Raw genomic sequence first — 25,994 nt, forward strand, 5'->3', positions numbered from 1 at the left:
TGCATTATTCCTTTAGTTCAGCGCGTCGTTGAGCGCTGCATTGAGCGCGGCAAGGCCTTTCTTGAGCCCGCCCTTCAGGTGCACCCGCAGCGCACGCCGGCCGCGTTCCGTCAGCACGTCGAAATCGCCGCGGGCCTGCGCCGCCTTGATCACGCCGAAGCTCGCCTTCTGGCCCGGCACAGGCAGGTCCTTGGCGTCATCGGCGGTGATCTGGAGGAAGACGCCGCTGTCGGGCCCGCCCTTGTAGGCCTGTCCCGTCGAATGCAGGAAGCGCGGGCCGAACTCGGCGCAGGTCGCGACATGCCGCTTCTCGCGCACCTCTAAGCGCATGGCCTGGAGCGCGTCGATCGTGGCCTTGTCGCGCGCGATGTAGCCGAGCAGGGCGACGTAGTCTCCGTCGCTGGATCGCGACAGATGCGCCTTCAGCCAGGAGCCGAGATCGCCATTGGCGCCGGCAGCGCGCAGCGCCGTGGCATTGGCTTCATCGGTGTAGAGATCGGCGTCCTTGGTGCTGACCACCGGCTCTTCCGCCGGCAGCTTGCCGGTCTTCTCGAACGCGGCGGTGAGCTCGCGGGTCTTGATCTTGGCCGCTTCGACGTCCGGCTGGTCGAACGGGTTGATGCCGAGAATGCTGCCGGCCACGGCGGTTGCCATCTCGAAGCGGAAGAACTCCTGGCCGAGATGCTCGATCGACTTCATGACGATGCGCACCACGGGGTGGCCCGCCGCCTCGATCGCGGCAAGCTGGGAATCGTGTGCGGCATCCGCCTCGCCTTCAACGCGGATGTCGATGAAGAAGCGGTCGTTGCCGTAGACGGAGGGATCGCCCAGCGGCTCGCCCTCGATCGGGATCAGGCCCTTGCCCTCCTTGCCGGTCGATTCCGCGATCAGCTGCTCGGCCCAGGCGCCGAAATCGGCGATCTTCTTCGACGCCAGGATCGTCACCTTGTCGCGGCCTTCGAGCCCGGCGAGACCCATGGCAAGGCCGAGCTGCACGCCCGGGTTTTCGGACGGCGGCACATCGGGGCCACAGGAGCGGGCCATCGCCAGCGCATGCTTGACGAAGCTCTTGACGTCGATGCCCGCGGTTGCCGCCGGCACCAAGCCGAAGGGCGAGAGCACCGAATAGCGTCCGCCGATCGAGGGCTCGCCATGGAAGATGCGGGCGTAGTTCAGCTGCTTCGCCGCCTTCTCCAGCGACGAGCCGGGGTCGGTCACCGCGATGAAGCGATGGCCGGTCTTCACCTTTGCACCCACCGCCTTGGCAACCTGCTCGTGGAAATAGTCCTTCATCGCGTTCGGCTCGGTGGTGCCGCCGGACTTGCTGGAGACGATGAACACGGTGTTAGCGATGTCGATCTTCGCCTCCATCGCCCGCACCTGCGCCGGGTCGGTGGAGTCGAGCACGTGCAGCTTGGGGAAGCCGGGCTTCTTGCCGAAGGTCTCCGCCAGCACCTCGGGTCCGAGGCTGGAGCCGCCCATGCCGAGCACGACGGCGTCGGAGAATTTCTGGCTCTTCACGCGGCCCGCATAGTCCTCGTAATCGGCAATGTCGGCCTTCGCCGGGCTGTCGAGCCAGCCCAGCCATTTGTCCTCGTCCGCGCCGGTCCAGACCGACTTGTCGCGCTGCCACAGCCTGCGGATCTTGGCCGACGCCCGCCATTCCTCCGTGGTCTTGGCCAGCGCCTTGCCGAGCCCGTCGCCCAGCGAGAGCTGCTGGCGGTCGAGTGCGGGCCCGAGCACGACGGCGCGCTTGTGGGCGACGGCGCCGTAGAGCTTGTCGGCGGCATCCGCAAACAGCTTGACGCCGTCCTTGACCAGCTCCTCGGCAATCGCATCGAGCGAGATGCCGGAGCGCTCCAGCTCCTCCAGCACGCGCTTCGCGTCCTCGACGTTCTCCTCCAGGCTGTCGCGCGGCTTGCCGTGATCGCGGAACGCATCCAGCGTTGCCGGCGGCACGGTGTTGATGGTGTCGGGGCCGATCAGCTCCTCGACATAGAGGACGTCGCTGTAGTCCTTGTTCTTGGTGCCGGTGGAGGCCCACAGCATGCGCTGCGGCTTGGCGCCCTTGCCGGCGAGCTTCTCCCAGCGCGGGCCCGCGAACAGGCGCTTGTAGTCCTGATAGGCGAGCTTGGCGTTGGCGATCGCCACCTTGCCCTTGAGCGCGGCGAGACGTTCCTTCTCGGACGGATCGTTGGCGCGGGCGATCTTCTCGTCCAGCTGCTTGTCGACCACCGAATCGATCCGGCTGACGAAGAAGCTGGCGACGCTGGCCACATGCGACGGATCGCCGCCGCCGGCGACGTAGGTCTCCAGACCGGCGATGTAGGCCTCGGCCACCTCGAGATAGACGGCCTTGGAGAACAGCAGCGTGATATTGATGCTGATGCCCTCGCTGATCAGCTGCTCGATCGCCGGCAGGCCCTCCGGCGTCGCCGGCACCTTCACCATCAGGTTCTTGCGACCGACGTCCTTCCAGAGCCGCCGCGCCTCCGCGATCGTGCCCGATGTGTCCATGGCGAGATAGGGCGAGACCTCCAGGCTGACATAGCCGTCACCGCCCTTGAGGCGGTCGTAGACCGGGCGCAGCACGTCGGCGGCGTTCTGGATGTCCTCGATCGCGACGGCCTCGAACAAGTCGGCCACATTGCGGTCGCCGCGCTTCAGCGCCTTGCCGATCGGGGCGTCATATTCGTCCGAGCTGCCGATCGCCTTCTCGAAGATAGACGGGTTGGAGGTGACGCCCTTGACGCCGTCGGTGTCGATCAGCCGCTTCAGGTCGCCCTTGGCGATGAAGCCGCGGGCCAGGAAGTCGAGCCAGACCGCCTGTCCGTGCTTTTCCAGTTCTTTGACGGGATTCATGATGCTTATTATCTCCAAGCCTGCGGACGAGGGGTTTTCGCGAAGGTCTGACGCGCTATCCTCTAGCCTACATGCACCCGGGAGGGAACCAATCAAGGGTGCGGGAGTCATACCCTCCAGTGTAACTCCGTCGCGATCATGGCGATCCAGACGGGCAGCTTGCTGTTGCGTAAAGGTCGTTCACCATCCGGCCGATCTGAGCGCTTCGCTGCCCAGCGGGCATGTCGTCGTCATCCACTCCTACGCATCCACGCTCTCCGTACCGACAATGAATTTCTGCCACGGGGTTCGATGGCGGAGATCTTGCTCGAAGATTGCCGCGGTCACGAAATGATCGTGCTGAGGCCGACGCCGGACATGCGAAGAGCTCCGCAGCATCCCAAGCTGGCCGTTACGCACAGAACGATCGCGTTGTCATCCGTCGGGGTGGGCCTGGCCTGGCAGCGACTGTGACACGGTGCTGCGCGTTGCCGCGACGTACAGGCCGCCAGCACACCGCATTGCAGCAGGAAGATGAACGGGGACCGCAAGGCTTCGCCGTACAAGCGTCATAAGATCGCCGCTCCCCGATCGCTATGCTGCACCGCCGGATGGGGCCATCCCCGGGAACGCCCGGATGTGGCGACCGAGTGACATTTTCTGGAAATGAGCCAGAATAGACGGAGATTCGCACAAATTACAGGCAGGTGCCTGTTCGTAACTCATGGAGTGCCTACGTTGTGCGTTGCGTCGAGTCGGCACCAGGGTGTCCAATGATTGTCATGTGCTCACGCTGATTCGAAACGGCCTGAGGAACGGTCCGGTAACTGCTTTCGTTTCAGCTTGTAGCGGAACTCACGCGGAGAGGGATCATGTACAACGATTCTCTATTCAACGCTTTCGCTCGGTCGTTCGAGGCGAGAAGCCAGCACGACATGTCGATGGCGGAATATCTGGAATCGTGTCGAAGCGATCCCATGAAATACGCGAACGCGGCCGAACGACTGCTAGCGGCGATCGGTGAGCCTCAGACGATTGACACGGCCAAGGACCCACGCCTTGGCCGTATTTTTTTGAACCGCACCATCCGCACCTATCCAGCCTTCGCCGGCTTCTACGGCATGGAGGAAACCATCGAGCGCATCGTCGGTTTCTTCCGCCATGCGGCGCAAGGTCTCGAAGAGCGCAAGCAGATCCTCTACCTGCTCGGCCCGGTCGGCGGCGGCAAGTCCTCGCTCGCCGAGCGGCTCAAGTCGCTGATGGAAGTGCAGCCGATCTACGTGCTCAAGGCCGGCGACGAGCTCTCGCCCGTGTTCGAGAGCCCGCTCAGCCTGTTCGATCCCGATCAGCTCGGTCCGATGCTGGAGGAGAAGTACGGCATTCCGCGCCGTCGCCTCACCGGCCTGATGAGCCCGTGGTGCTACAAGCGGCTCGAAGCCTTCGGCGGCGACATCTCGCAATTCCGGGTCGCCAAGATCCAGCCGTCGCGGCTGCGCCAGATCGCGATCGCCAAGACCGAGCCCGGTGACGAGAACAACCAGGACATCTCCTCGCTGGTCGGCAAGGTCGACATCCGCAAGCTCGAGACCTACGCCCAGAACGATCCGGACGCCTACAGCTATTCCGGCGGCCTCAACCGCGCCAATCAGGGCGTGCTCGAGTTCGTCGAGATGTTCAAGGCGCCGATCAAGATGCTGCACCCGTTGCTGACCGCAACCCAGGAAGGCAATTATATCGGCACCGAGAATATCGGCGCGATCCCGTTCACCGGCATCATCCTGGCGCACTCGAACGAAGCCGAGTGGGCGAGCTTCAAGGCCAACAAGAACAACGAAGCCTTCATCGACCGCATCTGCGTCATCAAGGTGCCCTACTGCCTCAGGGTCACCGAGGAGCAGAAGATCTACGAGAAGCTGATCCAGGGCTCCGAGCTCGCCTCGGCGCCTTGCGCGCCGTCGACGCTGGAGACGCTGGCGCGGTTCTCGGTGATGTCGCGCCTGCGCAAGCACGAGAACTCCACCCTGTTCGCCAAGATGCGGGTCTACGACGGCGAGAGCCTGAAGGAATCCGATCCGAAGGCGCGCAGCGTCCAGGAGTATCGCGACGCCGCCGGCGTCGACGAGGGCATGGATGGCGCCTCGACCCGATTCGCCTTCAAGATCCTGGCCGCGACGTTCAACCACGATCCGCAGGAGGTGGCCGCCGACGCCGTGCATCTGATGTACGCGCTGGAACAGGCGATCCGCCGCGAGCAGCTGCCTGAGGAGACCGAGAAACGCTATCTCGAGTTCATCAAGGCCGAGCTCGCACCGCGCTATGCCGAGTTCATCGGCAACGAGATCCAGAAGGCCTATCTCGAATCCTACTCGGATTATGGGCAGAACCTGTTCGATCGCTACGTCGACTATGCCGACGCCTGGATCGAGGACCAGGACTTCAAGGATCCCGATACCGGCCAGTTGCTCGATCGCGAGCTTTTGAACCAGGAGCTGACGAAAATCGAGAAGCCGGCGGGCATCGCCAACCCCAAGGATTTCCGCAACGAGGTCGTCAAATTCTCGTTACGCTCCCGGGCCCAGAACGGCGGCAAAAACCCGACCTGGACCTCCTACGAGAAGATTCGCGATGTGATCGAAAAGCGGATATTCTCCCAGGTCGAGGACCTGCTTCCGGTCATCTCCTTCGGGTCGAAGAAGGACGGCGAGACGGAGAAGAAGCACGGCGAGTTCGTCGCACGCATGGTGGAGCGCGGCTATACCGAACGTCAGGTTCGCCGGCTCGTCGAATGGTACATGCGCGTGAAGCAGGCCGGTTGAGGCGGATGGGAGGCGAATGGTAAAGTGCCCATTCACATTATTGACAGGCGCCTGAATCCAGGCGGCAAGAGTCTTGAGAACCGCCAGCGGTTCTTGCGTCGGGCCAAATCCCTGGTGCAGGGCGCCGTCAAGAAGACCTCGCAGGAACGCGACATCAAGGACGTCCTGGAGGGTGGTGAGGTCACGATTCCACTCGACGGCATGCACGAGCCGCGTTTCCGCCGTGAAGGCGGGACGCGCGACATGGTCCTGCCCGGCAACAAGAAGTTCATTGAAGGCGACTATCTCCAGCGCTCCGGCCAGGGCAGCGCCAAGGATTCCGGTCCCGGCGAAGGCGACAGCGAGGATGCCTTCCGTTTCGTGTTGAGCCGTGACGAGTTCGTCGATCTGTTCCTCGACGACCTCGAGCTTCCGGATCTCGCCAAGCGCAAGATCGCGCAGACCGAGAGCGAAGGCATCCAGCGCGCCGGCTACACAATGACCGGCTCGCCCGCCAACATCTCGGTGAGCCGGACGGTGAAGCTCGCGCTCGCCCGCCGCATCGCGCTCAAGCGTCCGCGCAAGGACGAGATCGAAGAGCTGGAAGCCGCGATCGAAGCATGCACCGACGAGGACGAGCGTGCGGCTCTCGTGGCCCGGCTCGAAACATTGAAGGCGAAGTCGAAGCGCATCCCCTTCATCGATCCGCTCGACATCCGCTACCGGCGCTTCGAGACGGTGCCCAAGCCCGTCGCGCAGGCCGTGATGTTCTGCCTGATGGACGTCTCCGGCTCGATGTCCGAGCACATGAAGGACCTGGCGAAACGCTTCTACATGCTGCTCTACGTGTTCCTGAAGCGGCGCTACAAGCACGTCGAGATCGTCTTCATCCGCCACACCGACCGCGCCGAGGAGGTCGATGAGCAGACCTTCTTCTATGGTCCGGCCTCGGGCGGCACGCTGGTCTCCAGTGCGCTGCAGGCGATGCACGAGATCGTGCGCGAGCGCTTCAACCCGTCGGATTGGAACATCTACGCCGCGCAGGCTTCCGACGGCGACAATTCCTATTCCGACGGCGAGCTCACGGGGCTCCTCTTGACCGAGAAGATCCTGCCGGTCTGCCAGTTCTTCGCCTATCTCGAGGTCGGCGAGGCCGGCGGCAGCGCCTTCGATCTCTCCGACTCCTCGCTCTGGAGCCTCTACGAACGCCTGCGCAACAGCGGCGCCCCGCTCTCGATGCGCAAGGTCTCGGAGCGCAGCGAGATCTTCCCGGTGTTCCACGATCTATTCCAGCGGCGCGACACTGCCCAGGAGAAGGCCGCTCCATGAAGGAACGTTTGTTCGAAGGCGCCGATTGGGATTTCCACACCTTGCAGCGCATCACCGATGCCTGCGAGGAGGTGGCGTTGAAGGATCTCGGCCTCGACGTCTATCCGAACCAGATCGAGGTCATCACCGCCGAGCAGATGCTGGACGCCTATTCGTCGGTCGGCATGCCCTTGTTCTACAAGCACTGGTCGTTCGGCAAGCACTTCGCGTTCCATGAGGCGTCCTACCGCAAGGGCCTGATGGGGCTGGCCTACGAGATCGTCATCAACTCCTCGCCCTGCATCTCCTATCTGATGGAGGAGAACACCGCGACGATGCAGACGCTGGTGATCGCGCACGCCGCCTTCGGCCACAACCATTTCTTCAAGAACAATTATCTGTTCAAGCAATGGACCGATGCCGACGGCATCCTGGACTATCTCGACTTCGCCAAGAACTACGTCATGCAGTGCGAGGATCGCTACGGCCGCATCGAGGTCGAGCGCACGCTCGACGCCGCGCACGCGCTGATGTCGCACGGCATCGACCGTTATCCCGGCAAGAAGAAGCTCGATCTGCGCGCCGAGGAGAAGCGGGCAGGGCGTCGCCGTCAGCACGAGGAGGAGGTCTTCAACGATCTCTGGCGCACCGTGCCGAAGGGCGCCGCCAAGAGCCGCTCCACGCTCAGCATCGAGCGCCGCCGCAAGCTGCTCGGCCTGCCGCAGGAGAATTTGCTCTATTTCCTGGAGAAGAGCGCGCCGCGGCTGGCGCCCTGGCAGCGCGAGCTGCTCCGCATCGTTCGCCACATCGCGCAATATTTCTATCCGCAGAGCCAGACCAAGGTCATGAACGAGGGGACGGCGACCTACGTCCATTATCGCATCATGACCAAGCTGCACGAGCAGGGTCGCATCAGCGACGGCAACTTCCTCGAATTTCTGGGGTCGCACACCAATGTGGTGTTCCAGCCCGAATTCGACGACCCGCGCTTCTCGGGCTTCAATCCTTACGCGCTCGGCTTCGCGGTGATGCAGGACATCGAGCGCATCGTCGCCAATCCGGAAGACGAGGACCGCGAGTGGTTCCCCGACATCGCCGGCAAGGGCGACGTCATGGGCGTGCTGCGCGACGTCTGGGCCAATTACCGCGACGAAAGCTTCATCGGGCAGTTCCTGAGCCCGAAGCTGATGCGGCACTTCCGCATGTTCCATCTGCACGACGATCCCGAGGAGCGCGCCGGCATCCGGGTCGACGCCATCCACGACGAGCGCGGCTTTCGCCGCGTCCGCCGCGAGCTGGCGCGGCAGCACGATGTCGGCTTCATCGACGCCAATATCGAGGTGGTCGACGTCGATCTCTCCGGCGACCGCCGCCTGATCCTGCATCACCACGTCATCAAGGGCTCGCAGCTCAACGAGACCGACGCCAAGCGCGTGCTCCAGCACCTGGCCGATCTCTGGACCTACGACGTCGCACTGATCGAGGTCGACGCCAACGACAAGGTCCTGCGCGAATACGTCGTCAGCCCGCGCCCGATCGCGGCGGCGGTGGCGTGACGGGGGCTGCCTACATGGGGCACCACGCGAGGTGCGCATTGATGTGCCCTCGCCCCTTGCGGGAGAGGGCAGCGACGCCGGCAGACATAAGCTCACTGGGGTGAGGGTATCTCTCCGCACTCTCCCGTGCCGATGGAGACCCCTCATCCGGCGCTTCGCGCCACCTTCTCCCGCAAGGGGAGAAGGAAGGCACTTGTGGCGGCCCATCGCGCCTACGAGGCTGATCGCTTCCCCGGCTTCTTCTTGCTCGCATTCAGCTCGACCGCCGCGCGGATCAGCGCCTTCAACGCATTCTCGTTGATCGTTTCGCCCTCGCGAATATCGATCGCGCGGCGCACATTGCCGTCGAGGCTGGAATTGAAGAGACCTGCGGGATCCGCCAGCGCGGCGCCCTTGGCGAAGGTCAGCTTCACGACCTCCTTGTAGGTCTCGCCGGTGCAGATGATGCCGTCGTGCTCCCAGACGGGAACACCGCGCCATTTCCACTCTTCGACGACATCAGGGTCGGCCTCCTTGATCAGCGCGCGAACCCGCCCCAGCATCTCGCCGCGCCAGTCGCCGAGCTCCTTGATCCGGCCGTCGATCAGCTTGGATGGCGAGGCGGTACCTGCTTGCTTCGCGCTGCTCGTCTTCGCCGCCACGGGCTTCTTCATCATGGCCTCGTTCACGCGTTGCTGCGGCCGCGATAAGGTAGCGCGAACAGATAGAGCCCGGTCGCGAGCAGCGGAATCAGCGGCACCAGCGCCAGGAAGCCGATCCACACGGCCTCGACTTGCATCGTCATCGCCATGATGTTGGCGATGACGGCAAGCGTGAAAGCCATCGACAGCCAGCGATGGATCTGCCGAATCCACATAGGCGTGCTCATTGGGACCTCCTTTGAGAATGATCGGAATGGGTGGTGGAGCTAGCTCGCCCGCGCCAGCAAATCGTCCAGCTTGGCCAAAAACTGCTTCCAGCCGGCATGCGCGCCGCCGAACGCCTGTTTCTGCGTCGGGCGGAAGCCCACCTGCTCGACGCGCAGATGCGTGCCCGCGCTCGTCGGCGTCAGCGTGAAGGTGACGATGCTCTTGAGGTCGAAGGCGGCGTCCTCATGCGAGAAATTCCAGGTGTAGGCCAGCGTCCTCTGCGGCTCGATGGTGAGCACCTCGCAGTCCAGCACGCCGCCCCATTCGCCGCGCAGATTGAAGCGATGGCCGACGACCGGCCTGAAGTCGTTCTTCATCAGCCATTCCTCGATCAGATGCGGCTGCGTCAGCGCGCGCCAGAGCCGCTCGGCGGGATAGGCAAATTCGCGCTCGATCACGACGGAGCGCGTCTCGGCGGGGGCGTTCATTGGTCCATCCTCTTCAGGAGATCGTCGAGGGCATCTAACCTTTTCTGCCAGAACCCGGCCATCTGGCCGGTCCAGTCGATCAGCGGATTGAGCGCACCGGGCTGCGCGCTGTAATGGGTCTGCCGTCCTTCGTGCCGGTCGCGAACCAGGCCCGCCTGCTTCAGGGCGCCAAGATGTTTCGACACCGCCGGCTGCGACACGCCGGATCGTGCCGTCAGCGCCCCGACCGTCTGCTCCCCCTCACGGCACAGCCGCTCGAAGATCGCTCGCCGGGTGGGATCGGCGAGCGTCCTGAACAGAAGGTCGGGGGTGGGAGGCATGAAAAATCCATAACCGGGAGGTTATGGGTAGACTCATAACTGTAGAGTTATGGGTGAGTCAAGTGGACTTGGAGGGAAATGGCTGTCGCTCGCGCAACGTCCTCCGCCGTCATTGCGAGCGCAGCGAAGCAATCCAGAATCCCTCCTCGGAGACAGTCTGGATTGCTCCGTCGCAAGGGCTCCTCGCAATGACGCGGAAAGGGCTGCGCCAGCCATCGCCGTGCCCGCCTACGGCCGCAAATACAGATACCCCTGCGACTGCAGCTCGGCCAGCCGGACCACGCCGCCCTTCTCGGCGTTGATGAAACCCGGCAGCAGCTCGCTCAGCGTCACGTTCTGCGCTTTCATCGTGTTGCCGCAGGCGGCGAGCTCGATGCCGCCCTGGGAGAAGTCACCGACGCGCTTGCTGACGTCGGGGTTGGCCTGCGCCGAGTGAAACGCCTTCAGCGCCGGGCCGTGGATCACCAGCGCGATCGTCACATGCTCTGGGCCGCCGACCCCGTCGATGTGGTTCTGGATGTTTCCGAGCACGAAATGGACCTTCTCGGCGTCGCTGAGATGGTAGGCGACTTTCAGCTTGCTACTCGCGCTCACTTCCGTCGCGGCTCTGGCGCCGGAGGCGCCGAGTGCTGCGCCCAAAGCCGAGACGGCGCTCCACAAGATGCTGCGGCGGTTCATGGCATTCTCCCTGGATTGCCTGACATTGCCGCAGGCATATCACTTGTGGCGCAGCGCCGCGAGTTCCTTGCGGTCGGTCACCAGCGAGGCGCACTCGCGATTGTCGGCCCGGTCGAGCCGGAAAATCTTGTCGTCGGCGCCGGCGGTCAGCGAATGCTCGGCGTCATCGTCCGGCTTGTTGTTCTGCCAGACCCTGACACGTTCGAGCCGGGCGATCGCGGACTTGTCGTCCTTGGAGAGCGCAACGCCGATGCCGCCGCCATCGCAGTCGACGCCGCAGCCGAGGCGGACCTCGTCGCCGCTCCTGGTGAATACGGCGTGGTTGCACGAGCCGCTGGAGTCGAAATCGCCGCTGCGGTGACGGTACCTGAAGCCAAGGCGGAAGGAATGGTGAAGCTCCTTGTCCTCCTTGTCGAATTCCGCGGAGATCAGCAGCTTCATCGCGGCGACCTTCTGCTTCGGATGCCGCGCCAGATGGTCGGCATCGTAGCGGCGGACGAAGCAGGCATAGGCCTTGTCGCCGGGAGGCTTCGCATACATCCGCGTATTGAAGGTCTCGGCCTCGGCCTTACCGGCCTCGCGGATATCGTCGACTTCCTCGGCGCGGCCGACGCTGGTCAGCGCAGCAAAAGTGAGGGCAGCAAGGATGACGAGCTTCATAAGGGCCTCGTGCACACGACAATTTCGTCGCAGCAGGACAGAGCTGCTGTCTGTTAGACGCAGAATTGGTGACCCGCGTTCAACCGTCGCAAGCCGCTCGAGCGGTGGTCGCGGTGCGGATTCGCGCAACTCGCTTCACGCTCCGCCTTAGTCACTGATGGGCTCGAGAAGGTTCAAGCGGTGAAGCGGGCGGCTCTTCGGAACTTGAAGCCTGCAATCGCTGCGACATTGTCTCGGTTCGTCAATGTGATAGCCTTCACAGACGATCGCCTTTGGCGGTCGTAGGCTGGGGCTGCCTTGTAAGTTTGTGGAGTCCCCCGCATGGGCGAAATTCGCAACTTCAGACCCGGAAATCCCGACGAGCCGCCGCCGCACAGCGGAATGCCTCGCCGTCTCGCCGCGATCATCGTCGGCGATATCGTCTCCTACAGCCGGTTGATGCAGGCCGACGAGGAAGGCACGCATGCCCGCGTCAAGCGGATCGAGCGCGACATCATCCAGCCCAGCATCATCGAGCACCATGGAAGTCTGGTGAAGACGACCGGCGACGGCTTCATCGCCATATTCGACAGTCCCGTGGAAGCCGTTCGATGCAGCATCGTCATCCAGCAGAATCTCGTCGGCCGCAACGCCTCCATTCCCAAGCATTCCCGGCTCGAATATCGGATCGGAGTCAATCTCGGTGACGTCATCGTGGAGCCGGACGACATCTATGGTGACGGCGTCAACATCGCCACGCGTATCGAGGGCATCGCGGAGCCGGGGCAGGTCTTCATATCCGGCGCGATCTACGAGCAGATCAAACACAAGATCGTATGCGGCTATGAGTCGCTCGGCGACCGCAAGGTCAAGAACATCACCGATCCGGTGCGCGTGTATCGTGTGCTGCCGGACGCTGATGCGGTCGGCAAGACAAGAAGCCGGCGTGAGAACGTCCTGCTCTTTCTTCTGATCACGGCATTGCTGGTGATTGCCGGCTACGTGCTTTGGTACGTGCTGGTGCAGCACCGCAGCCAGGTGGGGCAACAGGCTGCCGCTCCCCCGATCGCGGCGCCGTTGGCTTCGCCGGCGCCGCAGTCCGTTCCGTCGTTACCGAGCCCGGCAGCACCGGCGCCACAAGCCGCACCCGCGGCTTCTCCGTTGCCCACAACGGTGCCACCGCCCGCAGCATCGCCTTCACCGTCTCCGGCATCCAGTCCATCGGTGACGCCGGTCCGGGAACCCGAAATGATCGCCATTCGTGGCGGCAGCTTCGCGATGGGAAGCAATGACGATCCGACCGAACGACCCGTCCATCAGGTCACGATCAAGCCGTTCTCGATCGGAAAATATCCGGTAACGGTGCAGGAGTGGAACGAATGCGCTGCTGCCAAGGCGTGCGGATTCACGGCCACTGGCAAGGACGATGCCCCGGTCAGCAATGTGAGCTGGACCGATGCGCAGCAATATGTCGCCTGGCTCGCGCAAGCGACGAAGAAGCCCTACCGGCTTCCCAGCGAAGCCGAATGGGAATATGCGGCACGCGGCGGGACACAGACCAAATATTGGTGGGGCGACAAGCTCCAGCCGGGCATGGCGGGCTGCAAGGATTGCGGTGAACTTGCGGCCGAGCAGCCGGCCAAGGTCGGCAGTTTCAAGCCCAATCCATTCGGGCTTTACGACATGGGCGGCGGCATCGATCAGTGGGTCGCAGACTGCTGGCACCGGACGTATCAGGGCGCGCCCAGCGACGGCTCGGCGTGGACTAGCCCTGACTGCGGCTCTCATGTCCTGCGCTCAGGCTCCTGGAAGAACGATTCGAGATATGTGCGGCCGTCAAACCGCGGTGGATACGACACCGGCGTCCGTTACCCCACGCATGGATTCCGGATCGCGCTCAGTCCGTAGGTACTGGAGTCAATTTGATGAAGATCGTTTCCTGTATCGCGCTCGCGGCCGCCATCGCATTGCTCCCCGGCGCGGCCTATCCGCAAGGCAAAACTGCGCCAAAGGACGCCAAGCTTTATTTCATCTCGCCGTATGACGGCCAGAAGATCCGTGGTGGGTTTTGGGTCCGGTTCGGCCTGCGCAACATGGGCGTGACGCATGCCGGTGACGACTACCACAATGCCGGCCACCATCATCTGTTGATCGATGTGAAAGACCCCATTGATGCCAAGGAGCCGATTCCGCAGGACAAGTCCCATCTGCATTTCGGAGCCGGACAAACCGAAACGTTTCTCGAGCTTCCGCCGGGCACGCACACGCTGCAACTGGTGCTTGGCGACGCCAAGCACTATCCGTTCGAACCACCCGTCGTGTCGGAGAAGATCACGATACGCGTCAGGCCGGCGGCATCAGCGCGAAGATGATCACCGCAGGCTGGCGTTGATCTTGTCCAGCACCGCCGAGCCCGGGCAGAGCGTGTCCGCCTCCAGCGCGTTGAGCGGCGTCTCGACCGTGTTGAGATGCTCGTGCAGGTCTTCGGCCTCAGGGTCGACGTACAGAAGACCGGTGACGATCTGGCCCTTGGCGGCGTGCCTTGCTAGGAAGGTCTGGGCGCCCAGGCGGTCGTGCGGATCGTAATCCGCATCGATCTTGCGCAGCGCGATCTTGCTGCCGTCGTGCTGCTCGACCACCTGCACCGTGCCGGGCGCGTAGTCCACCGCAATCGGGTCGCGGCCGACCAGCACGTCGAGCCGGTTCACGGCGTCATTGTGCTCGCGGACATAGTCGAAGCTCTTGGTCGAGCCGGCATGGTTGTTGAAGGCGATGCAGGGGCTGATCACGTCGATGAAGGACGCGCCCTTGTGGCCGATCGCGGCGGCGATCAGCGGCACCAGCTGGCTCTTGTCGCCGGAGAACGAGCGCGCCACGAAGGTGGCCCCTAATTGTAGCGCGATGGCGACGAGGTCGATGGCGTTGTCCGTGTTGGTGACGCCCTTCTTGCTCTTCGAGCCGCGGTCGGCGGTGGCCGAGAACTGACCCTTGGTCAGGCCGTAAACGCCGTTGTTCTCGACGATATAGGTCATGTTGACGCCGCGCCGGATCGAATGCGCGAACTGCCCGAAGCCGATCGAGGCGGAATCGCCGTCGCCGGAGACGCCGAGATAGATCAGATCGCGGTTGGCGAGATTGGCGCCTGTCAGCACGGATGGCATGCGGCCGTGCACGGAGTTGAAGCCGTGCGAATTGCCGAGGAAATAGTCCGGCGTCTTCGACGAACAGCCGATGCCGGAGATCTTCGCCACCCGGTGCGGCTCGATCGAGAGCTCGTAGCAGGCTTCGATGATCGAGGCGGTGATCGAATCGTGGCCGCAGCCGGCACACAGCGTCGAGATCTTGCCCTCGTAATCGCGATGCGTGTAGCCGAGCGCGTTCTTCTTCAGACCCGGATGATGGAATTTCGGTTTTGCGATGTAAGTCATGAAACGGCCTTGCGGAGCGGGGTCACCTTGAGGTGGTCCTGGTGGTCGCCAATGGCCTTGGCGATGAAGCGAGCAGTGATCGGCGTGCCGTCGTAATGCACGATCGGCACCAGCCGGACGGGATCGATGCCGTTCTCGTTGACGATGAGCTGGCGCAGCTGGCTGTCGCGGTTCTGCTCGACGACGTATACGAAATCGTGCTCGGCGAGGAAGCTGGCCACGCTGGAATGGAACGGGAAGGCGCGGATGCGCAGACGGTCGAGCTGATGCCCGCGCGCTTCCAGCAGGCCGATCGCCTCGTCCATCGCCGGCGAGGTCGAGCCGAAATAGATCACGCCATATTTGGTCGGCCGTTCCGCATTGGCCTGCAGCGGACGCGGCACCAGGTCCTGCGCGGTCTCGAACTTGCGCATCAGGCGCTGCATGTTGTCGGCGTAGACCGTGCCTTCCTCGGAGTAGCGCGCATAGCGGTCCCGCGACGTGCCGCGGGTGAAGTAGGAGCCCTTGGTCGGATGCGTGCCGGGATAGGTGCGGTAGGGAATGCCGTCGCCGTCGACGTCGAGATAGCGGCCGAAGTCGCGGCCTTCCTCCAGCATCGCCGCCGTCATCACCTTGCCGCGGTCATATTGCCTGGCATCGTCCCACTTCAGCGGGCGGCAGAGCCGGTGGTTCATGCCGATGTCGAGATCGAGCATCAGGAAGATCGTCGTCTGCAGCCGCTCGGCGAGATCGAAGGCGGCGGCCGCGAACTCGAAGGCCTCGGCCGGGTCCTCGGGGAACAGCAGCACATGCTTGGTGTCGCCATGCGAGGCATAGGCGCAGGCGATGATGTCGCATTGCTGGGTGCGGGTCGGCATGCCCGTGGAGGGGCCGGCGCGCTGGATGTTCATGATCACGGCCGGAATCTCGGCAAAGTACGAGAGGCCGATGAACTCCGTCATCAGTGAGATGCCGGGGCCGGAGGTCGCCGTGAAGGCGCGGGCGCCGTTCCAGGACGCGCCGATCACGATGCCGATCGACGCGAGCTCGTCCTCGCCCTGCACGATCGCGTATTTCGCCTTGCCCGTTTCAGGATCGTGCCGGTACTTCTTGCAATGGGCGGTGAAAGCCTCGGCCACCGACGAGGACGGCGTGATCGGATACCAGGCACACACGGTGGCGCCACCATAGACCGCGCCGAGCGCGGCGGCGCTGTTGCCCTCGATGAAGATGCGGTCGCCGACCTTGTCGGACTTCTTCACGCGCAGCCCAATCGGACATTTCAGGTTCTGCAGCGCCCAGTCGCGGCCGAGATGCAGCGCATGGACGTTGGAGGAGAGCAGCTTCTCCTTGCCTTTGTACTGCTCGCCGATCAGCTGCTCGATCAGCTTGGGGTCCATGTCGAGCAACGCGCTGAGCGCGCCCAAATAGATGATGTTCTTGAACAGCTGTCGCTGACGCGGATCGGTATAGGTCGAGTTGGTGATCGCAGTCAGCGGCACGCCGATCACTGTGATGTCGTCGCGGAATTTGGTCGACGGCATCGGCTTGGTGGAATCGTAGAACAGGTAGCCGCCGGGCTCGATGCCGGCGACGTCCTTGTCCCAGGTCTGCGGATTCATCGCCACCATCATGTCGACGCCGCCGCGTGCGCCGAGATGGCCGGCTTCCGTCACGCGCACCTCGTACCAGGTCGGCAGGCCCTGGATGTTGGAGGGGAAGATGTTGCGTGGGCTGACAGGCACGCCGTGGCGCAGGATCGCGCGCGCGAACATCTCGTTGGCGCTGGCCGAGCCCGAGCCGTTGACGTTGGCGAAGCGGACGACGAAGTCGTTTACGCTGCTGATCGGCTTTTTGTCGGACATGTCGAACCTGCGTGGGTCATCTCGATGAAATATTTCTGCATGTCCCAGGCGCCGGTGGGACAGCGCTCGGCGCACAGCCCGCAATGCAGGCAGACATCCTCGTCCTTCACCATCACCCGCCCGGTCTTCAGGTCCGAGGAGACGTAGAGGTCCTGGTCCGGATGCGCGGAGGGCGCCTTCAGGCGCTGGCGCAGATCGCTTTCCTCGCCGTTGGCGGTGAAGGTGATGCAATCCATCGGGCAGATGTCGGCGCAGGCGTCGCACTCGATGCAGAGCGAGGTCGAGAACACGGTCTGCACGTCGCAGTTCAGGCAGCGATGCGCTTCGCCGAGCGCCAGCTTGACATCATAGCCGAGCTCGACCTCGGCGCGGATGTCCTTCAGCGCAACGACCTTGTCGCGATGCGGTACCTTATAGCGCTTGTCGGGCGAGATGTCGTTGTCATAGCTCCATTCGTGGATGCCCATCTTCTGCGAGGAGATCTGCACCTCCGGCAGCGGCCGTTCGTCGACCGCTTCGCCCGAGAGCATCTTGTGGATCGACAGCGCGGCGTCATGGCCGTGCGCGACCGCCCAGATGATGTTCTTCGGGCCGAACGCGGCATCGCCGCCGAAGAACACTTTCGGATTGGTCGAGGCGAAGGTCTTCGGATCGACCTTCGGCATGTGCCATTTGTCGAACTCGATGCCGCAATCCTGCTCGATCCAGGGGAAGGCGTTCTCCTGACCGACCGCGACCAGCACGTCGTCGCAGGGAATGGTCTGATCGGGATCGCCCGAAGGCACCAGATTGCGGCGGCCTTTGGCGTCGTATTCGGCTTTGACGTGCTGGAAGGTGACGCCGATCAGCTTGCCGGCGACATGCTTGAAGGCCACCGGGACCATGTAGTTGAGGATCGGGATATCCTCGTGGATCGCGTCTTCCTTCTCCCAGGGCGAGGCCTTCATCTCGTCGAAGCCGGAACGCACGACCACCGTGACTTTCTCGCCGCCGAGCCGGCGCGCGGTGCGGCAGCAATCCATCGCGGTGTTGCCGCCGCCGAGCACGATGACGCGCTTGCCTATCTTGTCGACATGGCCGAACGACACGTTGGCCAGCCATTCGATGCCGATATGGATGTTGGCGGCGGCCTCTTTCCGGCCGGGAAGCTCGAGCTCGCGGCCGCGGGGCGCGCCGGAGCCGACGAAGATCGCGTCGTATTTCTCCGCGAGCAGCGCCTTCATGCTGTCGATGCGGTGGCCGCCTTTGAACTCGACGCCGAGGTTGAGGATGTAGCCGGTCTCCTCGTCGATCACCGAATTGGGCAGGCGGAATTTCGGGATCTGCGTGCGCATCATGCCGCCGGCTTCCGGGTCGGCGTCGAACACGGTGCAGTGATAGCCGAGCGGCGCGAGATCGCGCGCCACCGTCAGCGAAGCGGGACCGCCGCCGACCAGCGCGACGCGCTTGCCGTTCTTCGGGCCGGGCTTCGGCAACCGCTGCCTGATGTCGTCCTTGAAATCGGCGGCAACGCGCTTGAGGCGGCAGATCGCGACAGGATTTTCCTCGACGCGTCCGCGCCGGCACGCCGGCTCGCAGGGACGATCGCAGGTGCGTCCCAGAATGCCGGGAAACACGTTCGATTTCCAATTGATCATGTAGGCATCGCTGTAGCGGCCTTGGGCGATCAGTCGGATGTATTCGGGAACCGGGGTGTGCGCAGGACAGGCCCATTGGCAATCGACCACTTTGTGAAAGTAGTCGGGGGCCGCGATGTCGGTCGGTTTCATTCCTACCCTGTCCGCGCAGGTCCGAAGACCCCGCGGCCTTTTTTGTTTGAGCTTGGCGAGCGCTTAACGCGCTTTGATCTGGTTTCTGAATGACGTCATTGGGTTAGCTTATTAGAACCGTTCCGAAGTACAACGGCAAATTTGCGCGCGTCACCGCTTTCATGGGAGCTACGCGTGCACGGCATTAACGCGCGGCGCACGAGATGCGTGCGGTGCAATATGCTGCGATGCGGATGCCGTTCAGCCGCGCGCGACATCGCTCTTGGCGAGGTCCCACATCAGGCAGTAGGTGCCGACGGAGATGGGGAGCGGGAAGGGCGCCGCAGCCGGGCCGGTGAAGCGCTCGGCGATGACGGCGGAGACCGCATTGACATGCGTGCCGTCGATCAGCACGAACCAGTCGCGCGCGCCCTCGTTGCGCACCGCCGGAATTCCCGCCGTTGCGCCCGACAATTCCGGCTCGCTTTCGAGCAGGTGCATCGAGATGATGCCGTCGCGGTCCTGCGGCGCCAGCTTTTCTTGCAGCGCATCACGCCACGCACCGGCGTTGTCGGGCGTCGGCCGCAGCCGCACCAGGCCGAGCGACGCGCCGCGGCCAGTACCCTTGCTGATTGTGATGCGCACGACCACGCGCAGCATGTCCCTGAAGCGCGCCATGGATCGCCGCGACCATTCGGTCTGGTCGGCGAGGCGCGCCCGGTAGGCGGGGCTGTCGAGCACGCCGAGCGTTTCGGTCGAGTACAGCGAGAGATATTTGGGGTTGGCGGCATGCGCGACATAGCGCCGCGCTTCGAGAAATCCGTCGATCGCGACGCGCTCTTTCAGATGCTCGCGATCGTACCAGCGGTTGAAATCGGCCTCGTCCGAAGCGTCGATGTTCATCGACGTCAGCAGCATGCCCTTTCCGGCGAGCGGCATTCTTCTTGTCCTCTCATCGCCCGATCTTCGACGCAAGGTCCGCGATCGACTTCATGACCGCGTCCCTCACGCCGCCATCATAGAGCGAATGCCCGGCTTCTTCCACGATGCGAAGCTCGGAACCGGGCCATACTTTCGCAAGGGCCTGCGCTGTCGCGGGAGGACACAGCAAATCATAACGACCCTGCACGATCATGCCGGGAATGCCGTCGAGTCGCCCCGCATTCTGCAGCAGCTGGTCCTCGTTCATGAAGCTGTCGTTGATGAAATAATGCGCTTCCATGAACGGCGTCGCCGGCAATGTGCGCCAGACGTTCAGCCCGGCGAGGTCGAGCCGCGTCCGTGCCGGCTTGTGCTCGGACAAGACGCGCTCGGTGTCGTGCCAGGCCTTCGCCGCCGGGCCATGCACGGCAGGGTCGCTATCGAGGATGCGGCGCCAATAGGCATCCACCGGCCGGTCGCGCTCCTCTGGCGGCAGCACGCTGAGGAAATCCTCGTACAGCGCCGGATGGAATTGCGACAGGCGCGAGGTGAAGGCCGTCTCGACTTCTGCTCGCGTGCCGAGAAACGTCGCGCGCAGCGCAATGCCCGAGACGTGCTCGGGATGCGCCTCTGCATAAGCCAGCGCCAGCGTCGCGCCCCAGGAGCCGCCGACCACCATCCACCGTTCGAAGCCGAATTTTTCGCGGATCTTTTCCATGTCCGCGATCAGGTGCGCAATGGTGTTGTGCTCGCGCGATCCCTTGGGCCGGCTGCGGCCGCAGCCGCGCTGGTCGAACAGCACGGCGCAGAAGCGGTCGGGATCGAACAGCCGGCGATGGTCGGGCTGGCAGCCGCTGCCGGGCCCGCCATGCAGATAGACCGCGGGGATGCCGTCGCTGCGGCCGACGCTCTCGACACAGAGCTCATGGCCGTCGCCGACGTCGAGCATATCGGAGGTCAGCGGCGCAAAGGGATCAGTGCGTTTGGCCGCTGTGCCCGCGTCGGCGTCAGGCGTCATTCTCGGATTCCAGGGTGCCGCCGGCGAAGTTGCGATAGAGGAAGCGGCTGGTGTCGCCTGCGGCCTCGGCTTCCGCCTGCTTGAAGATGGTCTCGTGCAGCGGCGACAGCGCGCAGGCCGGGTCGGTGTTGGCGGCGTCCCCGGTCAGCGCGAAGGCCTGGCAGCGGCAGCCGCCGAAATCGATCTCGCGGAACTCGCAACTCTTGCACGGCTCCTTCATCCAGCCGGTGCCGCGATAGCGGTTGAAGGCCTCCGAGTTCTGCCAGATCCAGGCGATCGAATGGTTGGAGCGCACCGATTCGAAATCGAGCCCGGTGATGCTCTCGGCGGCATGGCAGGGCAGCACCTTGCCGGCGGGCGAGATGTTGAAGAACTGCCGGCCCCAGCCGCCCATGCATTTCTTCGGCCGCAGCGCGTAATAATCCGGCACCACGTAGTCGATGGTCAGTCGGCCCTTCAGCCGCTCGCGCGCCTCCTCAACGAGGCGGGTACACTCATCGAGCTGCGCCACGGTTGGCATCAGCGCGGCGCGGTTCTTCAGCGCCCAGCCGTAATATTGCACATTGGCGACCTCGAGCCGGTCGGCGTCGAGATCGAGCGCCATCTGGATGATGTCGGGCAACTGGTGCAGGTTCTGCCGGTGCATCACCGCGTTCACGGTGAGCGGCAGGTCGAGCTCGCGCGTCCATTTCGCGACCTCGAGCTTCTTGCGGTGGCCGCCCTTGTAGCCGGCGACGCGATCGGCGAGGCCGTCTTCGATGCCCTGGAACGAGATCTGCACATGGCAGAGCCCGGCATCTGCGAGATCGCTGAGCCTCTCGCGCGTCAGCAGCACGGCCGAGGTGATGAGATTGGTGTAGAGCCCGGCGTCGCTGGCATGCTTGACCAGCTCGACGAGATCTTTCCGCGCCGTCGGCTCGCCACCGGAGAAATGCACCTGGAGCACGCCGATCTCGGCGAGCTCGCTCAGCACTTTTTTCCACTCGTCCGTCGTCAGCTCCTTGCCGGAGCGGTCGAGCTCGACCGGGTTGGAGCAATAGGGACATTGCAGCGGGCAGCGATGGGTGATCTCGAGCAGCACCGCGAGCGGAATGCCGAACGTCTCCGCCGTCGAGCGCTGCTTCTCCAGCACCGCGAGGCTGTCGCTGGGCGGGATGGTCACGTCGCTCATGACGTCTTCTCCCTGATCTCGGTGAGAAAGCCCTTGTCGGCGAGATCCTGTAGCATGGCGATGACGTCGGCCAGGATCGCCTCGCGCGGCGCTGCGTACTTTGCGACGAGCTGATCGGCGACGTCGCCGACATTGCGCTCGCCGTTGCAGAGTTGCAAGACCTCGACCGCGATCTCGTCCGGCGCTAGCACCCGCTCCGGCGCCAGGATCACCCAGACCTTGCGGGTCTCATCATATTTCAGCTTGGCATGCCGCGGCAGCACGGGGCGGCTTGCCTCGCTGACGCTGATGTTTCGCGGCCCGGCCATTGCTTTAATCCTCAGCTCGCTTTGGGCACGAACGCGCCCGGCGGAATGTGGCCCTCGACATAGGCATGCTGGAGCGCATCCAGCTGCACCCACAGCACGTTGGTCTTGAAGATCAGCGCGTTGCAGACCTGCGCGCGCTGCTCCGGCGTCGTGGCGTGCCTCTTGACATAATCGAGCGCGAAATTGGCGTCGCGCGGCGCCTGGGTCAGGCGGCGCTTGAAGTAGCTCATGATATCCGGGTTGACGAAGTCGTAGTGCTCCAACATGCCGGCGATGCGCTCCTCATGCAGGTTGGGCGCGAACAGCTCGGTCAGTGAGGAGGCGATCGCCTCCAGCGGGCTTTTTTCGCGGCAGAAGTGCACATAGGCTTCCACCGCGAAGCGCGTCGCCGGCAAAATGCCTTCGGTGGATTCGACGTAAGCGGTGTCGAGCCCGAGCCCTTCGGTCAGCTTGATCCAGCGCTCGATGCCGCCCTCGCTGTCGACATCGCCGTCATGGTCTTCGATGCGATGGCGCCATTCCAGCCGCGTGGCGCGGTCGCGGAAGCGGGAGATCACCACCGCGTCCTTGATCGGAATGGTGCTCTGGTAATAGTAGCGGTTGAGCGCCCACGCCTGCACCTGGCCCTTGTTCAGCTTGCCGCCATGCAGCAGCTTATGGAACGGGTGCAGGCTGTGATAACGCGTGGCGCCGATGTGGCGCAGCGTTGCCTCCAGCTCCTCGGCGGAGTTGAGCTTCAAGTCCTTGCCGATCGAGAGTGCGGTCATTCCAGTCAGTGATGCGGCGTTCACAGCACGATCTCCGTTCCATCCGCGGGTATCTGCCAGCCCGCCTCCTCAGTGAGCTTGCGCTCGGGCGAGCCGGGCAGCAGCGCCGGATTCGAGTTATTGATATGCAGAAACAGCTTCCTGTCGATATTGAGATCGGCCAGCCGGGCGATGGCGCCGTCCTCGCCGGACATGGCGACATGGCCCATGCTCTTGCCGGTCTTGTGGCCGAGGCCAGCCCTGATCATCTCGTCGTCGCGCCAGACGGTGCCGTCGAAGAACACCAGTGAAGCGCCGTCGATCTCGGCCTTGAGCGCGTCGGTCACCTCGGCGCAGGCCGCGATGAAGTAGAAGAACTTGCCCGTGGCCTTGTCGGTGATCTTCAGGCCCAGCGTGTCGCCGTCGCCGCTCTCGCCGCCCGGATGCGCCTTGCCTTCGAGATACCACGCCGACTTGCCCGGCACGGCAAAGGGCAGCACCTCGAGCCCCGAGCGCGTGCCGTCGGGCAGCCGCGGCTCGAACGGCTCGCGGATCGCGATCGGCTGGCGCCGCACGTTCTTCTCGTTCAGCACGTTGAAGATGCTGTTGGAGCTGAGGATCGCCAGCACCTTCTCGTGCGCATAGATCGTGAAGGGCGAGCCTTCGCGCATCGACAGCAGGCCGGCCACCGCATCGACTTCGCTGTTGGTCAAGATCACGCCCGCGATCGGCGTGTGGCGCAGCGCGCCCACCTTTGGGTGCAGCTGCGGCGTGGCGTTCAATTGCTGGCGAAGATCGGGGGAGGCGTTGATCAGGAACCAGTGGTCGCCGTCGCCACTGAAGGCGACCGAAGCCTGGGTTCGAAACAGCTCTTGTCCCTTCGCACGAGCCGCGCGGCAGCCTTCGCAGCCGCAATTCCACTGCGGAACTCCGCCGCCGGCCCCGGCGCCCAGGACGACGACGCGAAGCATGATCCGTCTCCTGGAGGCGAATTGGCGAGGTGGATCTCAGGCCGAGACAGTTTCGGACAAGGTTTCTCTCTGCCGGAAACGTATCGTGACCGAAAGAACCACCTGCGCAGAACGCGTTTCCACCAGCCGCTTACTTGCGGGTGGCGCTCACATACATATTGATTTCCATGCCGCAGGGCACTTCGACGATCTTAGGGGCTTTCCAGGCCATTTGGCTCTCCATTTTCGCGAATTCGGACGTATCCGCCCATTGGACAAATTAGTGCGGACGGCAAAGTTCGCCAGTGAAATTTTCCCGACCTAGGTAGTAGGCTGCGGGAATTGTTGCACTGCAAAGATGGCGTATTGCGGCCGCAAAGATGAGCGGATCAGATACGCAAAATTGCCGATAGGTCGTGATCCCTGTCGGGATAAACCAGTTGTGAGTATGGACCGGCTTCTCATCGGCGACAGACGACCCCATTGGATCAGGCATGCCCAGATATTTCTTCAACACCCGCATCGGAGACGAACTGATCGTGGATCCTGACGGCGAGGACCTGCGCAACCCCGATCGCGCCTGGGAGGTCGCGCGCCAGATGATCCTCGAGGTCGTGAAGTCGGAAGGAACCCAGCCGGCGCTGCTGGAGGCCGTCATCGAGGTCACCGACGCCGACGGCGAGATCGTGCTGGAGTTTCCCTTCACCGAAGCGCTGCTCGACATGCCGGACCAGTCCGCGACGAGGCATTAGCCGGACGCGGTAGGGTAACGGGCTCACCGCTCTCTCCACGTCATTGCGAGCGTAGCGAAGCAATCCAGAATCCCTCCCCGGAGGCAGCCTGGATTGCTTCGTCGCAAGGGCTCCTCGCAATGACGGAGAATGAGGCAACGCCCGGCGCAAAACCCGCCTTTCACCCCCGCGAAATCCGCATGGCTTTGCCGCGTTCCCGGCGCTAAAAGACGCCTGTCATACGGAGCAAGCCATGCAAGATCTCTGGCGCCTGTCGGCCGCCGACCTCGCCACCCTCGTCAGGTCCAAAAAAGTCTCCGCCAGGGAGGCCGCCAAGGCCGGTCTCGCGCGGCTCGATGCCGTCAATCCCCAGCTCAACGCGGTGATCGACCACCGGCCGGATGACGTGCTCAAGCAGGCCGATGCCGTCGATGCCGCAATTAGCCGGGGCGAGGACCCCGGCGTCCTCGCGGGCGTGCCCGTCACCATCAAGGCCAATGTCGACCAGGAAGGCTTTGCCACCACCAACGGCCTCAAGCTGCAGCGCGACCTGATCGCGCGCGAGGACAATCCGGTGGTCGCCAATTTCCGGAAATCGGGCGCCATCCTGCTCGGCCGCACCAATTGCCCGGCCTTCTCCTACCGCTGGTTCACCACCAATCTCATCCACGGCGACACCAAGAACCCCCGCGACGCTTCGCTGACGCCGGGCGGCTCGTCCGGCGGCGCCGGCTCGGCGGTCGCGGCCGGCATCGGCCACATCGCGCACGGCACCGACATTGCCGGCTCGATCCGCTATCCCGCCTATGCCTGCGGCGTGCACGGTCTGCGCCCGACGCTCGGACGCATTCCCGCCTTCAACCCGGCGCTGCCGGAGCGCCCGATCGGGCCGCAGATCATGGCGGTGTCGGGCCCGCTGGCGCGCACGGTCAACGATTTGCGCATCTCGCTTGAAGCGATGTCGGCCCGCGACATCCGCGATCCCTGGTTCGCGCCGGTGCCGCTGCAAGGACCCGCACGGGACAAGCGCGCTGCGCTGTGCCTCAATCCGGGTGGGCTTGCCACCGCACCGGAGGTGAAGGCCGCGGTGAGCGATGCCGGCAAGCGGCTGGAGCGCGCCGGCTGGACCGTCGATGTGATCGAGGACACGCCGCCGATGCGCGAAGCGGTGGAATGGCAGATCAAGCTCTGGCTCGGTGACGGCTATGAGGCGCAGCTGGAAATGGCCGAGCGCGAGGGCGATCCCGGCGCACTGGCCTGCCTGCGCGGCAACCGCGCCAGGGTCACGCCGATGGATCAGGCCAATTACGCCAAGGCGCTGACCCGGCGAGCCACGCTGACCCGCGACTGGATGCTGTTCTTCGAAAAATACGCCGTGCTGCTGACGCCGGTCTCCGGCGAATTGCCGTTCCCCGACCATCTCGATCGCAAGGACGAGGATTCCTTCAAGCGGGTCTGGGAAGCGCAGCTGCCGCAGATCGCGATTCCCTTCATGGGATTGCCGGGCCTCGTGGTCTCCACAGGTCTCGTCGGCAGGGCGCCGGTCGGCGTGCACATCGTCTCTGGCCGCTATCGCGAGGATCTGTGCCTGCTCGCGGGCGAAGCGATCGAGGCCGGCGGCGTGCCGCCATCGCCGATCGATCCCGTGGGCTAGCG

At 63.9% G+C, this 25,994-nt stretch carries 24 protein-coding genes; 7 read left to right on the top strand and 17 right to left on the bottom strand.

Annotated features, from left to right (window positions below; all coding sequences use genetic code 11):
* Window positions 1-12: 12 nt before the first annotated feature.
* Complete coding sequence (locus I6F33_RS09780; protein WP_225142215.1) at window positions 13-2,862, bottom strand: bifunctional transaldolase/phosoglucose isomerase; 2,850 nt, start codon at window positions 2,860-2,862, stop codon at window positions 13-15.
* A gap of 851 nt (window positions 2,863-3,713) precedes the next feature.
* Here I6F33_RS09780 and I6F33_RS09785 point away from each other — a divergent pair.
* The 3 genes from I6F33_RS09785 to I6F33_RS09795 are packed head-to-tail and all read left to right on the top strand — an operon-like array spanning window position 3,714 to window position 8,500.
* Complete coding sequence (locus I6F33_RS09785) at window positions 3,714-5,657, top strand: PrkA family serine protein kinase (protein WP_036007284.1); 1,944 nt, start codon at window positions 3,714-3,716, stop codon at window positions 5,655-5,657.
* A 30-nt stretch (window positions 5,658-5,687) separates the two neighbouring features.
* Window positions 5,688-6,965, top strand: coding sequence for a YeaH/YhbH family protein (locus I6F33_RS09790; protein ID WP_193374965.1), 1,278 nt, complete (start codon window positions 5,688-5,690; stop codon window positions 6,963-6,965).
* Window positions 6,962-8,500 carry a SpoVR family protein gene (locus tag I6F33_RS09795; protein ID WP_225112114.1) on the top strand — a complete coding sequence of 513 codons (1,539 nt, stop codon included), beginning with the start codon at window positions 6,962-6,964 and terminating at the stop codon, window positions 8,498-8,500. The genes I6F33_RS09790 and I6F33_RS09795 overlap by 4 nt, the downstream gene beginning before the upstream one ends.
* A gap of 212 nt (window positions 8,501-8,712) precedes the next feature.
* On the opposite strand, the gene I6F33_RS09800 is transcribed toward I6F33_RS09795, so the two are convergent.
* From I6F33_RS09800 to I6F33_RS09825, 6 genes are all read right to left on the bottom strand, one after another.
* Entirely contained in the window at window positions 8,713-9,153 is a 441-nt protein-coding gene (locus I6F33_RS09800; protein ID WP_109145916.1) for a DUF1801 domain-containing protein, read from the bottom strand.
* Between the two features lie 11 nt (window positions 9,154-9,164).
* Complete coding sequence (locus I6F33_RS09805; protein ID WP_225142217.1) at window positions 9,165-9,368, bottom strand: hypothetical protein; 204 nt, start codon at window positions 9,366-9,368, stop codon at window positions 9,165-9,167.
* A gap of 39 nt (window positions 9,369-9,407) precedes the next feature.
* On the bottom strand, window positions 9,408-9,836 hold the full coding sequence (locus I6F33_RS09810) for an SRPBCC domain-containing protein (RefSeq protein WP_225142220.1): 429 nt from the start codon (window positions 9,834-9,836) through the stop codon (window positions 9,408-9,410).
* Entirely contained in the window at window positions 9,833-10,156 is a 324-nt protein-coding gene (locus I6F33_RS09815; RefSeq protein WP_157281764.1) for a helix-turn-helix transcriptional regulator, read from the bottom strand. Before I6F33_RS09815 ends, I6F33_RS09810 begins: the two co-directional genes overlap by 4 nt.
* 228 nt (window positions 10,157-10,384) lie before the next feature.
* Complete coding sequence (locus I6F33_RS09820) at window positions 10,385-10,834, bottom strand: DsrE family protein (protein ID WP_225142222.1); 450 nt, start codon at window positions 10,832-10,834, stop codon at window positions 10,385-10,387.
* A 39-nt stretch (window positions 10,835-10,873) separates the two neighbouring features.
* Window positions 10,874-11,494 (bottom strand): hypothetical protein, encoded by a 621-nt coding sequence (locus tag I6F33_RS09825; protein ID WP_225142224.1) that lies wholly within the window; start codon window positions 11,492-11,494, stop codon window positions 10,874-10,876.
* Between the two features lie 321 nt (window positions 11,495-11,815).
* Between I6F33_RS09825 and I6F33_RS09830 the strand changes: the two genes are divergently transcribed.
* A complete protein-coding gene (locus I6F33_RS09830; RefSeq protein ID WP_225112118.1) occupies window positions 11,816-13,381 on the top strand; it encodes an SUMF1/EgtB/PvdO family nonheme iron enzyme in 1,566 nt (521 codons plus the stop codon).
* A 17-nt stretch (window positions 13,382-13,398) separates the two neighbouring features.
* Window positions 13,399-13,845 (top strand): DUF4399 domain-containing protein, encoded by a 447-nt coding sequence (locus I6F33_RS09835; protein ID WP_036007306.1) that lies wholly within the window; start codon window positions 13,399-13,401, stop codon window positions 13,843-13,845.
* Here the strand turns inward: I6F33_RS09835 and I6F33_RS09840 are convergent, their stop codons facing one another.
* The 10 genes from I6F33_RS09840 to pqqA form a co-directional block, all read right to left on the bottom strand.
* Window positions 13,846-14,901, bottom strand: a complete 1,056-nt coding sequence (locus tag I6F33_RS09840; RefSeq protein ID WP_036027279.1) for a 2-oxoacid:ferredoxin oxidoreductase subunit beta — start codon at window positions 14,899-14,901, stop codon at window positions 13,846-13,848.
* Window positions 14,898-16,745 carry a 2-oxoacid:acceptor oxidoreductase subunit alpha gene (locus I6F33_RS09845; RefSeq protein WP_225112121.1) on the bottom strand — a complete coding sequence of 616 codons (1,848 nt, stop codon included), beginning with the start codon at window positions 16,743-16,745 and terminating at the stop codon, window positions 14,898-14,900. The genes I6F33_RS09840 and I6F33_RS09845 overlap by 4 nt, the downstream gene beginning before the upstream one ends.
* Window positions 16,715-18,514, bottom strand: a complete 1,800-nt coding sequence (locus tag I6F33_RS09850) for an FAD-dependent oxidoreductase (RefSeq protein ID WP_036027274.1) — start codon at window positions 18,512-18,514, stop codon at window positions 16,715-16,717. Before I6F33_RS09850 ends, I6F33_RS09845 begins: the two co-directional genes overlap by 31 nt.
* A 240-nt stretch (window positions 18,515-18,754) precedes the next feature.
* A complete protein-coding gene (locus I6F33_RS09855; RefSeq protein WP_225142226.1) occupies window positions 18,755-19,432 on the bottom strand; it encodes a DUF4286 family protein in 678 nt (225 codons plus the stop codon).
* 13 nt (window positions 19,433-19,445) lie between these two features.
* Window positions 19,446-20,432: a prolyl aminopeptidase gene (gene pip, locus I6F33_RS09860; protein WP_225142228.1), complete on the bottom strand. Its 987-nt coding sequence runs from the start codon at window positions 20,430-20,432 to the stop codon at window positions 19,446-19,448.
* On the bottom strand, window positions 20,422-21,603 hold the full coding sequence (gene pqqE / locus I6F33_RS09865; RefSeq protein ID WP_225112124.1) for a pyrroloquinoline quinone biosynthesis protein PqqE: 1,182 nt from the start codon (window positions 21,601-21,603) through the stop codon (window positions 20,422-20,424). The genes pip and pqqE overlap by 11 nt, the downstream gene beginning before the upstream one ends.
* Complete coding sequence (pqqD, locus tag I6F33_RS09870; protein WP_036027261.1) at window positions 21,600-21,911, bottom strand: pyrroloquinoline quinone biosynthesis peptide chaperone PqqD; 312 nt, start codon at window positions 21,909-21,911, stop codon at window positions 21,600-21,602. Before pqqD ends, pqqE begins: the two co-directional genes overlap by 4 nt.
* Before the next feature lie 11 nt (window positions 21,912-21,922).
* Window positions 21,923-22,702, bottom strand: a complete 780-nt coding sequence (pqqC, locus tag I6F33_RS09875; RefSeq protein WP_036007348.1) for a pyrroloquinoline-quinone synthase PqqC — start codon at window positions 22,700-22,702, stop codon at window positions 21,923-21,925.
* Window positions 22,699-23,628 (bottom strand): pyrroloquinoline quinone biosynthesis protein PqqB, encoded by a 930-nt coding sequence (gene pqqB / locus I6F33_RS09880; RefSeq protein WP_225142230.1) that lies wholly within the window; start codon window positions 23,626-23,628, stop codon window positions 22,699-22,701. The genes pqqC and pqqB overlap by 4 nt, the downstream gene beginning before the upstream one ends.
* A 130-nt stretch (window positions 23,629-23,758) precedes the next feature.
* Complete coding sequence (gene pqqA, locus I6F33_RS09885) at window positions 23,759-23,839, bottom strand: pyrroloquinoline quinone precursor peptide PqqA (RefSeq protein WP_007595659.1); 81 nt, start codon at window positions 23,837-23,839, stop codon at window positions 23,759-23,761.
* Window positions 23,840-24,101: 262 nt separating this feature from the next.
* On the opposite strand from pqqA, the gene I6F33_RS09890 reads away from it, so the two are divergent.
* On the top strand, window positions 24,102-24,359 hold the full coding sequence (locus tag I6F33_RS09890) for a hypothetical protein (protein WP_036007354.1): 258 nt from the start codon (window positions 24,102-24,104) through the stop codon (window positions 24,357-24,359).
* A gap of 232 nt (window positions 24,360-24,591) precedes the next feature.
* Window positions 24,592-25,992: an amidase family protein gene (locus tag I6F33_RS09895; RefSeq protein ID WP_036027256.1), complete on the top strand. Its 1,401-nt coding sequence runs from the start codon at window positions 24,592-24,594 to the stop codon at window positions 25,990-25,992.
* Window positions 25,993-25,994: the final 2 nt, after the last annotated feature.

Source organism: Bradyrhizobium sp. BRP20 (assembly GCF_020194215.1).
Lineage (GTDB): Bacteria > Pseudomonadota > Alphaproteobacteria > Rhizobiales > Xanthobacteraceae > Bradyrhizobium > Bradyrhizobium yuanmingense.

What these genes read in the sequence shown, in the direction of transcription:
- I6F33_RS09890 (WP_036007354.1), top strand. Translation starts at nt 24,102, where the DNA reads ATGCCCAGATATTTCTTCAACACCCGCATCGGAGACGAACTGATCGTG.
- I6F33_RS09800 (WP_109145916.1), bottom strand. Translation starts at nt 9,153, where the DNA reads ATGAAGAAGCCCGTGGCGGCGAAGACGAGCAGCGCGAAGCAAGCAGGT.
- I6F33_RS09835 (WP_036007306.1), top strand. Translation starts at nt 13,399, where the DNA reads ATGAAGATCGTTTCCTGTATCGCGCTCGCGGCCGCCATCGCATTGCTC.
- I6F33_RS09825 (WP_225142224.1), bottom strand. Translation starts at nt 11,494, where the DNA reads ATGAAGCTCGTCATCCTTGCTGCCCTCACTTTTGCTGCGCTGACCAGC.
- I6F33_RS09785 (WP_036007284.1), top strand. Translation starts at nt 3,714, where the DNA reads ATGTACAACGATTCTCTATTCAACGCTTTCGCTCGGTCGTTCGAGGCG.
- pqqE (WP_225112124.1), bottom strand. Translation starts at nt 21,603, where the DNA reads ATGAGCGACGTGACCATCCCGCCCAGCGACAGCCTCGCGGTGCTGGAG.
- I6F33_RS09895 (WP_036027256.1), top strand. Translation starts at nt 24,592, where the DNA reads ATGCAAGATCTCTGGCGCCTGTCGGCCGCCGACCTCGCCACCCTCGTC.
- I6F33_RS09805 (WP_225142217.1), bottom strand. Translation starts at nt 9,368, where the DNA reads ATGAGCACGCCTATGTGGATTCGGCAGATCCATCGCTGGCTGTCGATG.
- I6F33_RS09815 (WP_157281764.1), bottom strand. Translation starts at nt 10,156, where the DNA reads ATGCCTCCCACCCCCGACCTTCTGTTCAGGACGCTCGCCGATCCCACC.
- I6F33_RS09840 (WP_036027279.1), bottom strand. Translation starts at nt 14,901, where the DNA reads ATGACTTACATCGCAAAACCGAAATTCCATCATCCGGGTCTGAAGAAG.
- I6F33_RS09855 (WP_225142226.1), bottom strand. Translation starts at nt 19,432, where the DNA reads ATGCCGCTCGCCGGAAAGGGCATGCTGCTGACGTCGATGAACATCGAC.
- pqqD (WP_036027261.1), bottom strand. Translation starts at nt 21,911, where the DNA reads ATGGCCGGGCCGCGAAACATCAGCGTCAGCGAGGCAAGCCGCCCCGTG.
- I6F33_RS09845 (WP_225112121.1), bottom strand. Translation starts at nt 16,745, where the DNA reads ATGTCCGACAAAAAGCCGATCAGCAGCGTAAACGACTTCGTCGTCCGC.
- I6F33_RS09795 (WP_225112114.1), top strand. Translation starts at nt 6,962, where the DNA reads ATGAAGGAACGTTTGTTCGAAGGCGCCGATTGGGATTTCCACACCTTG.
- pqqA (WP_007595659.1), bottom strand. Translation starts at nt 23,839, where the DNA reads ATGGCCTGGAAAGCCCCTAAGATCGTCGAAGTGCCCTGCGGCATGGAA.
- I6F33_RS09850 (WP_036027274.1), bottom strand. Translation starts at nt 18,514, where the DNA reads ATGAAACCGACCGACATCGCGGCCCCCGACTACTTTCACAAAGTGGTC.
- pip (WP_225142228.1), bottom strand. Translation starts at nt 20,432, where the DNA reads ATGACGCCTGACGCCGACGCGGGCACAGCGGCCAAACGCACTGATCCC.
- I6F33_RS09810 (WP_225142220.1), bottom strand. Translation starts at nt 9,836, where the DNA reads ATGAACGCCCCCGCCGAGACGCGCTCCGTCGTGATCGAGCGCGAATTT.
- pqqB (WP_225142230.1), bottom strand. Translation starts at nt 23,628, where the DNA reads ATGCTTCGCGTCGTCGTCCTGGGCGCCGGGGCCGGCGGCGGAGTTCCG.
- I6F33_RS09820 (WP_225142222.1), bottom strand. Translation starts at nt 10,834, where the DNA reads ATGAACCGCCGCAGCATCTTGTGGAGCGCCGTCTCGGCTTTGGGCGCA.
- I6F33_RS09780 (WP_225142215.1), bottom strand. Translation starts at nt 2,862, where the DNA reads ATGAATCCCGTCAAAGAACTGGAAAAGCACGGACAGGCGGTCTGGCTC.
- I6F33_RS09830 (WP_225112118.1), top strand. Translation starts at nt 11,816, where the DNA reads ATGGGCGAAATTCGCAACTTCAGACCCGGAAATCCCGACGAGCCGCCG.